The 12,329-nt window shown below is 68.0% G+C and carries 13 protein-coding genes and 1 riboswitch; of the genes, 8 read left to right on the forward strand and 5 right to left on the reverse strand.

Features of this window, described 5'->3' with window-relative positions; translation table 11 throughout:
- Window positions 1-420 precede the first annotated feature (420 nt).
- From NAM01S_RS32225 to NAM01S_RS32235, 3 genes are all read left to right on the forward strand, one after another.
- The gene (locus NAM01S_RS32225) at window positions 421-870 is read left to right on the forward strand and encodes an Rv0361 family membrane protein (RefSeq protein WP_067792828.1); all 450 of its coding nucleotides are present in this window, start codon (window positions 421-423) and stop codon (window positions 868-870) included.
- Between the two features lie 35 nt (window positions 871-905).
- A riboswitch (SAM riboswitch) is annotated at window positions 906-1,021 on the forward strand.
- A 15-nt stretch (window positions 1,022-1,036) separates the two neighbouring features.
- Window positions 1,037-1,453, forward strand: a complete 417-nt coding sequence (locus tag NAM01S_RS32230) for a rhodanese-like domain-containing protein (RefSeq protein ID WP_067792831.1) — start codon at window positions 1,037-1,039, stop codon at window positions 1,451-1,453.
- Window positions 1,450-2,664, forward strand: a complete 1,215-nt coding sequence (locus NAM01S_RS32235) for an O-succinylhomoserine sulfhydrylase (protein ID WP_067792860.1) — start codon at window positions 1,450-1,452, stop codon at window positions 2,662-2,664. The genes NAM01S_RS32230 and NAM01S_RS32235 overlap by 4 nt, the downstream gene beginning before the upstream one ends.
- 56 nt (window positions 2,665-2,720) lie before the next feature.
- On the opposite strand, the gene NAM01S_RS36885 is transcribed toward NAM01S_RS32235, so the two are convergent.
- The 3 genes from NAM01S_RS36885 to NAM01S_RS32250 form a co-directional block, all read right to left on the reverse strand.
- Complete coding sequence (locus NAM01S_RS36885) at window positions 2,721-3,245, reverse strand: hypothetical protein (protein WP_253799552.1); 525 nt, start codon at window positions 3,243-3,245, stop codon at window positions 2,721-2,723.
- A 373-nt stretch (window positions 3,246-3,618) separates the two neighbouring features.
- Window positions 3,619-4,527, reverse strand: a complete 909-nt coding sequence (locus NAM01S_RS32245; protein WP_084483492.1) for a hypothetical protein — start codon at window positions 4,525-4,527, stop codon at window positions 3,619-3,621.
- 189 nt (window positions 4,528-4,716) lie between these two features.
- Complete coding sequence (locus NAM01S_RS32250) at window positions 4,717-5,199, reverse strand: DUF456 domain-containing protein (RefSeq protein ID WP_067792837.1); 483 nt, start codon at window positions 5,197-5,199, stop codon at window positions 4,717-4,719.
- Between the two features lie 732 nt (window positions 5,200-5,931).
- Between NAM01S_RS32250 and NAM01S_RS32255 the strand changes: the two genes are divergently transcribed.
- Window positions 5,932-7,032 carry a CaiB/BaiF CoA transferase family protein gene (locus NAM01S_RS32255; RefSeq protein WP_067792840.1) on the forward strand — a complete coding sequence of 367 codons (1,101 nt, stop codon included), beginning with the start codon at window positions 5,932-5,934 and terminating at the stop codon, window positions 7,030-7,032.
- 356 nt (window positions 7,033-7,388) lie between these two features.
- Here the strand turns inward: NAM01S_RS32255 and yczR are convergent, their stop codons facing one another.
- Window positions 7,389-8,885: a MocR-like transcription factor YczR gene (gene yczR, locus NAM01S_RS32260; protein ID WP_067792843.1), complete on the reverse strand. Its 1,497-nt coding sequence runs from the start codon at window positions 8,883-8,885 to the stop codon at window positions 7,389-7,391.
- A 62-nt stretch (window positions 8,886-8,947) separates the two neighbouring features.
- Here yczR and NAM01S_RS32265 point away from each other — a divergent pair, with 62 nt between their 5' ends.
- From NAM01S_RS32265 to NAM01S_RS37455, 4 genes are all read left to right on the forward strand, one after another.
- Window positions 8,948-9,307: a hypothetical protein gene (locus tag NAM01S_RS32265; RefSeq protein WP_067792846.1), complete on the forward strand. Its 360-nt coding sequence runs from the start codon at window positions 8,948-8,950 to the stop codon at window positions 9,305-9,307.
- Between the two features lie 48 nt (window positions 9,308-9,355).
- Window positions 9,356-9,913 (forward strand): methylated-DNA--[protein]-cysteine S-methyltransferase, encoded by a 558-nt coding sequence (locus NAM01S_RS32270; protein WP_067792848.1) that lies wholly within the window; start codon window positions 9,356-9,358, stop codon window positions 9,911-9,913.
- A gap of 638 nt (window positions 9,914-10,551) precedes the next feature.
- On the forward strand, window positions 10,552-11,379 hold the full coding sequence (locus NAM01S_RS32280) for an alpha/beta fold hydrolase (RefSeq protein ID WP_067792854.1): 828 nt from the start codon (window positions 10,552-10,554) through the stop codon (window positions 11,377-11,379).
- 125 nt (window positions 11,380-11,504) lie between these two features.
- Window positions 11,505-11,927 carry a DUF998 domain-containing protein gene (locus NAM01S_RS37455; protein ID WP_372511758.1) on the forward strand — a complete coding sequence of 141 codons (423 nt, stop codon included), beginning with the start codon at window positions 11,505-11,507 and terminating at the stop codon, window positions 11,925-11,927.
- Here NAM01S_RS37455 and NAM01S_RS32285 read toward each other — a convergent pair.
- Window positions 11,906-12,178 (reverse strand): hypothetical protein, encoded by a 273-nt coding sequence (locus NAM01S_RS32285; RefSeq protein WP_157108014.1) that lies wholly within the window; start codon window positions 12,176-12,178, stop codon window positions 11,906-11,908. The two genes, NAM01S_RS37455 and NAM01S_RS32285, sit on opposite strands and share 22 nt — an antisense overlap.
- Window positions 12,179-12,329 lie beyond the last annotated feature (151 nt).

Raw genomic sequence — 12,329 nt, forward strand, 5'->3', positions numbered from 1 at the left:
CCTGCGCCCACGATCGCGATGCGGAGCGGGCGAGTCGCTGCACTCTGTTCGGTCATCTCTTACGCGCACCCTTATGGTCGAAACGTTCAATGGCGTCCGTCTTAGCTTAGGCTAAGTTGACGGACCGCTTGTTTGCACCCGGCGCCACGAACTCTGGTGATGCTGGCTCGTGGCTCTCACGGCCCCCAGATCGCTACGACGGTGAGCTGCCATATGGCTATGGCAGCAGGTCTCAATCTCGCGATTCTATCGGTGCTGCCGGTTGTCGCCCGCGCCGGTGCGGTGAACTGGGTGGATGCCCGCCGCCGCGGGCTCGGTGCCGGACGGGCCCGCTTCCCACGATAGCCGCGCGAGACGGGCAGGCGCTTCGCGTGCGGGGCCGGGCGTCGGATACCCCCGCCGACCAGGGATGATCGATGCATGACCGAGCAGAAGTCCCCCGACGAAGGCGAACCGATCGAGGTCGATCAGACCGACAAGCGCTCCCTCGCGCCGTTCCTTGCCGCGGCCGCGCTGGCCGTCGTCGTGCTGGTGGCCATCGGGCTCGGCGGCGTGCTGTCGCCCGCTGAGAAAAATGTCACAGAGGCCGAGAAGATCGCCGGCGCCGTCGGCAACTTCGTCGAGGGCGCCAACAACACCGACATGGTGCCGCCACCGGGCACCGGCTGCCCCGATTTCGACCCCGCCAAGTCGCCGTTGGCCGGGCAGGAAGGTACCGGTAAGGCAATCGAACTCATAGCCGTCACCGATCAGACCCTCAACGGCGACCGGGCCAAGGCCACGGTGACCACCAAGGTCGACGGCAAGGAGTACACCGCGACCTGGAACCTCACCCGGACGGACGATAAATGGCTCGTCTGCAATGTTTGACACGGTGACCTCGGTGCAGGCAATCTCAGTCCCTAGGTCATGAGAACCAGCGCCAAGCCCCGGCTCAGCTGGTCGGCAACCCTCCTCCGCGGTGGGGTGCTCCGGGTGACGACCTGGCCGCGCACCGAACCAGGTGCGGCAAGTGCGGATTCACAGGAGGTTCGAGATGACTTACGCCGGTGACATCACCCCGCAGCAGGCGTGGGAGGTGTTGCGCGACAATCCCGCCGCCGTCTTGGTGGACGTGCGCACCGAAGCGGAATGGCGCTTCGTCGGAGTGCCCGACACCAGTTCGATCGAGCGACCCACCGTGCTGATCGAGTGGGTCGACGGCAACGGCGCGCCCAACCCGCAGTTCACCGAGCAGCTGAGCAAGGCGCTGGAGGGTCGCGACCCCGAGGCGCCCGTCGTCTTCCTGTGTCGCTCCGGCCAGCGTTCCGCGCACGCGGCGACCGTCGCCACCCGGCTCGGCATCGAGCCCTCCTACAACGTGATCGAGGGCTTCGAGGGCTCGCTCGACGCGTCCGGCCATCGCGGCGCCACCGGCTGGCGTGCCACCGGCCTGCCGTGGAGGCAGTCGTGATCACCGGAGGCGCGTTCGACAAGCCGCTGCCCGAGGGCGTCGGCCCTGCCACCCTCGGCGTGCGCGGCGGCCTGCGTCGCTCCGGTTTCGAGGAGACCGCCGAGGCCCTGTATCTCACCTCCGGCTTCGTCTACGAGAGCGCGGAGGCAGCCGAGGCGGCGTTCACCGGCGAGGTGGAGCACTTCGTCTACTCCCGGTACGGCAACCCGACGGTCGCCATGTTCGAGGAGCGAATCCGGCTGCTCGACGGCGCCGAGGCGGCGTTCGCGACCGCCAGTGGCATGTCGGCGGTGTTCACGGCGCTCGGCGCGCTGCTCGGCGCGGGCGATCGGTTGGTCGCCGCGCGCAGCCTGTTCGGCTCCTGCTTCGTGGTGTGCAACGAGATCCTGCCGCGCTGGGGCGTGGAGACGGTGTTCGTCGACGGTGAAGACCTCGACCAGTGGGAGCAGGCGCTCTCGGTGCCGACCACGGCGGTGTTCTTCGAGACCCCGGCCAACCCGATGCAGACGCTCGTCGACGTGCGCCGGGTGACCGAGCTCGCGCATGCCGCGGGCGCGAAAGTGGTGTTGGACAACGTCTTCGCGACGCCGCTGTTGCAGAAGGGCTTCGAGCTCGGCGCCGACGTCATCGTCTACTCGGGCACCAAACACATCGACGGCCAGGGCCGCGTCCTCGGCGGCGCGATCCTCGGTTCCCAGGATTACATCGACGGTCCGGTGAAGACGCTCATGCGTCACACCGGTCCCGCGCTGAGCCCGTTCAACGCGTGGACCCTGCTCAAAGGTCTGGAGACGATGCCGCTGCGGGTGCGCCACAGCACCGAATCGGCGCTGCGGATCGCTCGCTTCCTGGAGACCAACAAGTCGGTCAGCTGGGTGAAATACCCATTCCTGGAATCGCATTTGCAGTACGAGCTGGCCCGCAGCCAGATGTCCGGCGGCGGCACGGTGGTCACCTTCGAGTTGAACGCACCGGCCGACGAAGCCAAGAAGCGAGCCTTCGAGGTGCTGAACAGGCTGCGGATCGTCGACATCTCCAACAACCTCGGCGACTCCAAAACCCTGATCACCCACCCGGCCACGACGACCCACCGCGCCATGGGCCCGGAGGGTCGCGCCACCATCGGCCTGTCCGACGGGGTCGTCCGCATTTCGGTCGGCCTCGAGGACGTGGAAGATCTGCTCGCCGATCTCGATCACGCCCTGAGCTAGACCCGGCCTCGCTACTCCGCACAGCGACGACAACGCTGTGCGGAGTGGCGAAAGGACTACGGCACGAACACTTCCGACGTTGCGGGGATAGAGGGGCCGTCGGTGCGCACGGTGAGCTGAACCCGTCCGGGACCGGTGTCCGCGACGATGGTGGTAGGGCCGAGACGCTGCCACCCCGGGACGAACCGGCTGACGCTGCCCCGCTGTCCGGTGTCCAGGTTGTGCCAGTCGACCACCGCGGTGGCGTCGCAAGCGAGCAACTGCGGACCCCATGTCCCGATCGGCGAGAATCCCGGGATTACGCGCACGACGACCGCGTGTGCCGCACCTGGAGCCTCGGAGTATTGGTAGAGCGGGCCATCGAAGGCGGTGCCGCCGACCGAGAACATACCGACGCACGCACCGTTGCCGAGCGCGAAGACCGGAGCGAGATTGAAACTGTTCTGCGCGCACGAGCGAGGCTCGACATTCGACCACCCGAGCTGACAGGGACCGGGGTCGGCTTGGGCGGGCGCTGCGGCGACGGCCAAACCCGCGCCGAAGAGGGCGGTGGCCGCCAGATAGCTGATCGTGCGCTTCATGCGCGTACTCCGTTCATTCGATGGACGGTGGTCTACGAGCTGTGTTGCGATACCGGCGCTTTCGATCATGCCGGGGTTCATCGGCGACCGACTGGGGCCGCCACTGCATCAGTCGGGCAAGCGACCAATTCCGTTACGTGCCACCTCGCCTTCGAGCCGACACACCTTCGGCCCACCCGCCCTGATCCCGCAGTCCCTGTCGCCGCCTGAAGGAAGACCGTTCGATCATGGACCCTTGGCACAGCCGCCCGGCCCTGATCCACTATCCCCTGTGGACAAGTCCCCGCCTGGGGAAAACGGTGCTGCCACACACTTTTCATACGCCCCACACAGGCGGTGGCTATGTGAGACGTACACAGGCTATGTGGCGGCATCAGATTCGCTCCGCCGGTGTCCAAGTGCCGAGGCGGCGGGCGGGGGTAATTGTTGCGGCGCGCGTGAGGCGGGCCAGCCATGGCGCGGGGTTGTCGAGGTCGTTCCAGGTCCAGCGGACGACGATCCAACCGAGGGCGCGCAACTCGTCCTCGCGGGCCTTTTCGGCGATGACTATTTCCTCAGGTGTGCGCGAGCCACGGAGGGCCGCACCGTATTTCATGGGGCCGTCGAATTCGCCGATGACGCCGAGTTCGGGAAAGAGGAAGTCGACGCGGCCGATGAATCGCCCGGTCGGGGATTCGAGGACGGCTTGCGGTTCCGGGCTCGGCAGGCGCGCGACATGCATGGCGACGCGACTCCGCGACTCGCCCGCGCTTTCGGAGCGCCCGTTCAAGAAGTCGACGACCCGACGCGCGGCGGGTGCTCCCGGACGGCCGGTTGCCCGCGCGAGTTGGTCGGACAAGTCGGCGCGCGTGGTCTTTTCGAGTCGTAATGCGCTGTCGCCGATGACTACCGCTTGCTCGAAAGGGACAGTGCGAGCCAGGTCGATGACGGTTCTGGCCACGCTGGTCACGCGGAGTTCGCCGATCCGCACCACTTCGTCCGGCTCGGTGCGGGTCGCATGCACCGTGACCCGACGGCTGACGCGACCACCGGTCGAGCGATCGCGCGTCAGATGGACCTGGGCCATCGGGACGTTCCAGTGCGTCAACCCGTGCGCGACCGAAGCCGACACGTGGCTCACCACCGCCTCGTGACTCGCACCCGCCGCGACGGCCCGGGTCAGCACCAGGTGGCGCTCTTCCAGGCGCAGTCCCTCGGTCTGCTCCGCCCGGATGTACGCGCCCCGGTGCACCCGCCGCCACATCGGTCCGTGCAACTCCCGATCGGTGAAACCCTCGGTCACGGCACGACATCGGGATATTGGAAGGGGCGCGTTCATGGTTCGATCATGAACCCTTGGCACACCTGCCCGGCCCTGATCCAGTACCCCCTGTGGACAAGTCCCCGCCTGGGGAAAACCGTGCTGCCACACACTTTTCATACCCCTCACACAGGCGGTGGCTATGTGAGGCGTGTACGGGGTGTGTGGGAGTTAGGTGAGGAAGGCGCCGGTGAGCCAGGTGGCGGTGGCGAGGAGAGCGCCGAGGAGTTCGATGAGCATGGAGAGGCCTACGCCCTTGAGGGCGTGTTTGGTTGCCTGCCAGGCGGGTTGGTTGTGGCGGAGGCGTTGGAGTTCGGAGAGGTAGACGCCGAGGACGAAACCGACGAACAGGCCGACGACCGGGATGACGAAGAAGCCGACGATGCCGAGTACCGCGCCGAGGAAAAGGGCGCGGTTGGAGACGCCCGCGTCCTTCATCTTGCGACCGGGCCAGGTGTACTTGATGACTCCGGAGAGCACCAGGAAGACCGTGCTGATCGCGAAAATGGTCCACGCCGTCGGGCCGCCGGTCATGATCGCCCAGGCCAGGATGGCGCCGAAGATCAGGATCACCCCGGGCAGGATCGGGATGATGATGCCGAGCAGGCCGACCAGGATCAGCAGGCCGATGAGGACCTCGCCCCCGGCGCTCACGCCCGTGCCTCACTGACGATCGGCTCCAGCGGCCCTCGGGCGCGCCGACACACCATTCGCTCACTCATGCCCACACCCCGCGGACGATCAGCCCCAGCGGCTCCGGGGCGCCGACACACCATTCGCTCACTCATGCCCACACCCCGCTGACATTCAGCCCCAGCGGCCCTCGGGCGCGCCGACGCACGATCCGCTCACTCATACCCGCACCCCACTGACGCTCAGCTCCAGCGGCCCTCGGGCACGCCGACACACGATCCGCTCACTCATGCCCACACCCCGCTGACGCTCAGCCCCAGCGGCCCTCGGGCGCGCCGACGCACGATTCGCTCTCATGCGCCCGCACCCGCCGACGCTCGGCCTCAGCGGCCCCGCGGCGCGCCGACACACGATCCGCTCACTCATGCCCACACCCCGCTCACGCTCAGCCCCAGCAGCCCTCCGGCGCGCCGACACACGATTCGCTCCCCCATGCCCACACCCCGCTGACATTCAACTCCAGCATGCCCTCGGCGCGCCCGTACACGGTTCTCGCTCACTGATGCTTCCTCCCGTTTCCGCGCATCGGCGCGCTGCTGGGATTCTCACCTACGCCGCGGCCCGGTGCACGACGGAGGGTTCCGATAGAAGGTGGCGGCGTTATTGTCATACTGTCAATACATCCGCGGGCGCTGCCCGGGGGACCGCACCGCCCGGCGGTGCGCAGGGATCAACGACGAACCGAGGTAGGGCGTGACCACACCATCCACCGCCACCAAGCAGGGCCCGCTCGCGGGCATCAAAGTTGTCGAGCTGGCCGGTATCGGCCCCGGTCCGCATGCCGCGCTGTTGCTGGCCGATCTCGGCGCCGACGTGGTGCGGGTGCAGCGGCCGAACATGCTGCCCGGGTTCATGGAGCGTCCGCAGTGGCGCGGGCGGACCATCGTCGAGGCGAACCTGAAGGATCCGGCCGACATCGAGAAGGTGCTCGGGCTGATCGAGAAGGCCGACGTGCTGATCGAAGGCTTCCGTCCGGGCGTCACCGAGCGCATGGGCCTCGGCCCCGACGAAGCGCTGGCGCGCAATCCGCGGCTGGTCTACGGCCGGATGACCGGTTGGGGTCAGCACGGCCCGCTGGCCGACCGCGCGGGTCACGACATCAACTACATCTCGCTGACCGGCGTGCTGAACGCGATCGGCCGCAAGGGCGAGCGTCCGGTGCCGCCGCTGAATATGGTCGGCGACTTCGGCGGCGGCTCGATGTTCCTCGTGTTCGGCATCCTCGCCGCGCTGGTGGAACGGCAGAACTCGGGCAAGGGTCAGGTGATCGACGCCGCGATGATCGATGGCGCGCTTGCCCTTTCGCACATGATCTGGGGCATGCGCGGTGTCGGCCTGTGGTCCGACGAGCGCGGCACCAACCTGCTCGACACCGGCATGGCCTTCTACGACACCTACGAGACCTCCGACGGCAAGTACATGGCGGTCGGCGCGATCGAGCCGCAGTTCTACGCCGAGCTGCTGAAGGGCCTCGAGATCGATCCCGAAGGCCTGCCGATGCAGATCGACCCGAACGGCCAGGACCAGCTGAAGAAGCTGTTCGCCGAGAAGTTCAAGACCAAGACACGCGACGAGTGGGCGGCGGTCTTCGAGGGCACCGACGCGTGCACCACCCCGGTGCTCACGCTGACCGAGGCCACCGAGAACGCGCACATCGCGGCGCGCAACGGACTCGTCGACATCGACGGCGTAGTGCAGCACGCGCCGGCCCCGCGGTTCTCGCGCACCCCGGCGGCCATCCCGACGCCGCCGCCGACCGAGGCGACGCCGATCGAATCCGTCTGGGCGGATTGATATTTCGCTGATGGACGCCCCGCGGTCGACCGTCCGTGGGGCGTTCGCTTCGCTCGCGGCTGGTCGCCCGAGCCCGCGATCACGCCACCGTCCGAGCTGCGGGAGATCGAGCTGGCGCCGAACAGTTTTCAGCGGCGCGACGAGGGTTGGCTCGGCTTCGCTAGGCGACGCGCGCGGAGGCGACGAGGTAGCCCTTGGGATAGCGCCAGGTGCGCCCGGCGTGGTGGCCGAACTAGTCTTCGACGTCGGCGCTGAGATCGGCGAAGATCGCGTCGCGATCGGGGCCCTTCGCGCGCAGGCGCCGCCGCCGAACAAGCGGGACCGGCCGATCGATGGCAGCGGGAACGAGCGCGAAATCAGTAGCAGGTAAGGGGATTCAGCGGATCGGCCGCGCGTGGGGTCAGCCCTTCGTAGGCGGAGGCAACGGCTTTCACCGCCAACCGAAGGTCCGCCTCCTGGTGTGTGAAAGGCAAACGCAGGAACCGCTCGAAAGCACCCTGGACACCGAAACGCGGTCCGGCGGCGAGCAATACGCCGTGGTTGGGTGCGGTGGCGGCAAGCGCGGTGGAGACCGGAGCTGGCAGCTGCGCCCAGACCGACATCCCGCCGACACCCGCGCTGACGCGCCAGTCCGGCAGTTCCTCTGCCAGCGCGGCGAGCAAAGCGGCACGCTGGCAACGCAATTGGTCGCGGCGGCGATCGAGGATCGTGTCGGCGTTCTCGAGCAGGTGCACCGTGGCGAGCTGGTCCATCACCGGGGTGCCGAGGTCGACGGTGGAGCGGATGCCGAGCAGCTTGGTGATCAGCGTCTGGTTGGTGCGGATCCAGCCGACGCGCAGACCACCCCAGAACGACTTGGATGCCGAACCGATGGTGACGATCTCGGAATTCTTGGCGAACGCGGCGACCGGCGGCGGCAGAGTATCCACATCCAAACCCAGATCGACCATCGACTCGTCGACGACGACCGTCATCCGGGTCTCGCGGGCGATGACGGCCAGTTCCGCGCGCCCGTCGGCGTCGAGCAGCATGCCGGTCGGGTTGTTGAAGTCCGGCACGAGGTAGGCCAGGGTGGCGGCGGTTTGCCTTGCGGCACTGCGGATTCCGTCCAGATCCCAGCCCGAATGCGGGCTCTGCGGCAGCAGCGGAACCGGGACGGGACGCGCTCCGACATCGCGGATGGCCTCGATGGCGTTCGGGTAGGTCGGGTGGTCGATCAGCACTCGCGCGGCCGGTGCGGTGAGCACGTTGAGCAGCAGGCGCAGGCCGTGCTGGGCGCCGAGGGTGATGAGGATCTGGTCTGGCTCGGTGGGCAGGCCGCGCTCGGTGTAGCGGCGGGCCACCGCCTCGCGCAGCGCGAGCACGCCGACCGGATCCATACCGTGGGTACCGAGATAGGCCGGAAGCCCTTGCAGCGCGGTGGAATACGCGTCCTCCATCTCGCGTGGCGCGGCCATCGCGGCGTAGGTCATGTCGATGGTGGTCAGCTCGGGCTGCGCCATCAGCGCCAGGATGCTGCGCGCCGGTTTGGTGCCGTCGTGCGGCACGGCCGGAGGCAGTGCCACGGTGCTGCGCGAGCCCTGACGGCTGATCAGGTAACCGTGTTCGCGCAGCAGCGCGTAGGTGGACGTGATGGTGGTCCGGCTGACGCCGAGGGTGGCGGCGAGGTCGCGTTCGCTGGGTAGGGCGACGCCGAGCGGCGCGCGCCCGTCGTGGATGAGCAGCCGGATCCCTTCGGCCAGTGCCAGGTAGGCCGGGCGAGCCGCGCGCCGGGCCGGATCGTCGTCACCGGCGCTGCGCCAGTTGCCCAAGTCGCGGGCCAGACTGGCCGCGCCGATCACTCGTGTCGCCATACAGTCCAGTATTGACGGATTGGATATTTATTGGCAAGGCCAGTTGGCGGAAGGTGTCCAATATGACCGCCCTGCTCACCTTCCTCGTCGTCACCGCGTTCTGCTACGCGATCTACCACTACGCGCCGAAAAGGACCAAGGACCTGTTCGAGCTCGAGCGGTTCCGTCCGCTCGGTTCGCTCACCGACGCCGGCTTCTCCCGCTACGAAGAGCTGCGGCAATACTCGGATCTGGTGGCCGTTCACGGCCGTGCCGACGAGCAAGGACCGCAGGTTTCACCGTCTTCGGCCGACGCCGACGACCGTGCAGGAAAGCCGAAGCCCGAGGTTTCGCCACCGACAACTGCGCAGGTTTCTGTGCTGCGACGAAACCCCGGCGCCTGCCGAAGCGGCATGCAGGCCAGTTCTCGAAAACTGGCCTGATCGATGGCTGGCGCCGGATGTGTCGGTGCCGAGGTGCACACTGGCGGTATGCGTGAGTCCGCTCGCCAGGCCGCCGCGGCGCTGTTCGACACCGCGATCGGCGTCTGCGCGATCGCGTGGCGCGACGACGCCGTGTTCCGCTTCCAACTGCCCGAGGCGGACCAGGCCGCGACCCGTGCCCGCATCACCCGGTGGCGTGCGGGCAGCGAGGTGCCGGAGGGCGAACCGACCGCCGTCATCGCCGAGGCCATCGCAGGGATCCGCGCGCACCTCGCGGGTGAGCTGGACGATCTGCGCTGGATTCCGTTGGACACCAGCACGATTCCGGAATTCCACCGCGCGGTCTACACGGTGACCCGCGCCATCGACCCCGGACACACCCTCAGCTACGGCCAGGTCGCGAACCGCGTCGGCGCGCCCGGCGGCGCACAGGCGGTGGGACAAGCGTTGGGGCGCAACCCGATTCCGCTCATCATCCCCTGCCACCGGGTGCTCGCCGCGGACAACGCGCTGCACGGGTTCTCCGCACCGGGCGGGATTTCCACCAAGGAGCGCCTGCTGGAGATCGAGCGCACGCCTGGGTTCGGGGAACCGACGTTGTTCTGAGACAAACGGGGCCCGCGGCACCCGCGCCCTACTCCCGCCGTGGGCGCTGTCACGGCCGTCCGCGCACGAGCCGGTGCCGAGAGGCGCCGACCAGCGCCGCATGCCCAGTCGGCCGAGCCCGCAGGGGCTCCTTGGGGGCCGTAACGAGGCGTGAGATGCCGGACCTGCACATGGATCCGAATATGACGTCAAGCCTTTGGAATTTCGCGGCCATCTGATCGGCGACCCGGGCATTCGGATCCGCGACCGCCCGATCATCAGTAGCGAAAACCCTCCGAACCGCGCAGCCGCCCGATGATCAGCGGCGACTGGCACCCACAATCGCTCAGCCTTTCGATCGTCGGTCGCGGAACTGTTTGCGCACGAGTTTCGGCGCTGATGCGTCGGCCCGCAGGGATAGCGTTGCGGATTCGGTAGCCCAGGCACGCTCCGCGCGAACCGGTGCCGCAGCGCCGACCAGCGCCGTCGATGCGCTGACCAGCAGGTAGGCGCCAGTCTGCGGAATGTTCGGTGGCGCGACGAGTTGTCCCGCGTGGGTGCAGGAAGGTTCCGGCGGCGGCGTTCCCGCCCGCGGCGGATAGCGTTGCGGATTCGGCAGGTGCACGCCGGTCCACGGCTGAGCGAAAGGGAGCGCATACATGGAGACGGTCACTTCGGCGGACGGGACGACGATCGCGTTCGATCGCATCGGCGACGGCACGGCCGGGACGGTGATCCTGATCGGCGGCGCGTTCGGGTATCGGACGTTCCCGAAGATGGTGCAGCTCTCGGAGGAGTTGGCCGGGGAGTACGGCTTGACCGTCATCAACTACGACCGCCGCGGTCGCGGCGACAGCGGGGACTCCCCCGGCGTCTACGACGTGACCAACGAGATCGAGGACATCGCGGCGCTGGTGCAGGCGGCGGGCGGGTCGGCGGCGCTGTTCGGGTGGTCTTCGGGTGCGGTGCTCGCGCTGCTCGCCGCCGGGTCAGGGCGGGTGCCCGGCGTGACGAAGGTCGTGGCGTTCGAGCCGCCGTTCGTTGTCGATCGATCCGGGCACGTTCCGCCCGCGGACCTGGACGTCCGGCTGCACGAATTGATCGCGGCCGACAAACGCGACAAGACGGTGCGGTTCTACATGTCCAAGGCCATGGGCGTGCCGTGGACGATGGTGACGGCCATGCGTGTCACGCCGTTCTGGAAGAACCTGAGGGCGACGGCGAACTCGACCGCGCACGACTGGGCGGTGATGCGCCCGTACATGCGCGGCGAGAAGCTGCGCGCGGCGGACTGGTCGGGGGTCACGGTGCCGACATTGGTCATCGCGGGCGCCGACAGTGCCGCGCTGCTGAAGAACGGCGCCAAGGCCATCGCGGCGGTGTTGCCCGATGCCGAGCTCCGCGAGCTGGCCAAACTCAGCCACGATCCGAAGATCGACATCCTCGCCCCCGCTGCGGGTGAATTCCTCACCAGGGCGCGGCGCTGAACAGGGCGCAGCGATCGACACCACGCGGCCATGTATTCGGCGCGGCGATGAATTCGCGAGCGGGGCTCCGTCTACCCGCATGACGGCCCGACGCGGCCGAGGCAAACCGCACTTGTCGCGGTGGCCTGCGTCGCGCACTCACCACCGGCGTCGGCCGGACGTGGGTGCCGCGGCTGGTCGGGGTGTTCGCCGCCGCGATGATCGGCACGGGCGTCTTCGTCTGCGATCCGTATCAGGGTTATCCAGGACGCGACGGGCCTCCACATCTCGGACTGCTCCACTCGGCCCGACCGCGCACCGAACCCGAAATTCGGCACATCCCGGCGAGCCAGGACGCAACAGACCTCCACATCTCGAACTCCACCACTCCCAACCGCGCATTGAACCCGAACTCCGGCGCATCCCTGCGAGCCAGGATGCGACGGACCTTCGCATATCGGACGTCGGGGTTCGGCCCAGCCGTGGACCGAACCCGAAGTCCGTCGCATCCTGAGCCCCGGGAGGCAACGGACTCCGCGTCTCAGGATTACCGTTCGGGCGGATGCTGACGGTAGAACTCGCACGCCTCGCCGGTGAGATACCCGTCCATGCAGGCGAAGTACGTCTGGATGCAGCTGTTGGTCGTGCACCCGAGTTCGAGCAGGCGCTCGTGGATGCGCCGATTGCGCTCCTGGTCTGGATTCAGCGCGGGCGCGGTACTCACCACCGCACTCGACGGCGCGGCCTTCCCCGTCTCGCCGCACCCGGACAGCGCCGCGAGCGCGACCGCCGCCCCCACCGCCACTACCCACCGCGCCATCATCGACAACCCTCCTCGCTCGAGTGCTGACCGTACCCCCTCGCCCCACACCACTCGATCCGACAGCGGGCCGACCCCAACCATCATTTCTCTATCGACCGTAGTCAAATGGATTTGACGGGAGAGAAATGGTGGCTCCAACCCCACTTGG

The sequence above is a fragment of the Nocardia amikacinitolerans NBRC 108937 genome (assembly GCF_001612615.1).
In the GTDB taxonomy this organism is placed as follows: domain Bacteria; phylum Actinomycetota; class Actinomycetes; order Mycobacteriales; family Mycobacteriaceae; genus Nocardia; species Nocardia amikacinitolerans.

Excerpts from the sequence above, each read along its gene's own strand:
- NAM01S_RS36885 (WP_253799552.1), bottom strand. The coding sequence starts at position 3,245 with ATGAAGCGCACGATCAGCTATCTGGCGGCCACCGCCCTCTTCGGCGCG.
- yczR (WP_067792843.1), bottom strand. The coding sequence starts at position 8,885 with ATGGCGACACGAGTGATCGGCGCGGCCAGTCTGGCCCGCGACTTGGGC.
- NAM01S_RS32280 (WP_067792854.1), top strand. The coding sequence starts at position 10,552 with ATGGAGACGGTCACTTCGGCGGACGGGACGACGATCGCGTTCGATCGC.
- NAM01S_RS32265 (WP_067792846.1), top strand. The coding sequence starts at position 8,948 with ATGACCGCCCTGCTCACCTTCCTCGTCGTCACCGCGTTCTGCTACGCG.
- NAM01S_RS32225 (WP_067792828.1), top strand. The coding sequence starts at position 421 with ATGACCGAGCAGAAGTCCCCCGACGAAGGCGAACCGATCGAGGTCGAT.
- NAM01S_RS32230 (WP_067792831.1), top strand. The coding sequence starts at position 1,037 with ATGACTTACGCCGGTGACATCACCCCGCAGCAGGCGTGGGAGGTGTTG.
- NAM01S_RS32285 (WP_157108014.1), bottom strand. The coding sequence starts at position 12,178 with ATGGCGCGGTGGGTAGTGGCGGTGGGGGCGGCGGTCGCGCTCGCGGCG.
- NAM01S_RS32270 (WP_067792848.1), top strand. The coding sequence starts at position 9,356 with ATGCGTGAGTCCGCTCGCCAGGCCGCCGCGGCGCTGTTCGACACCGCG.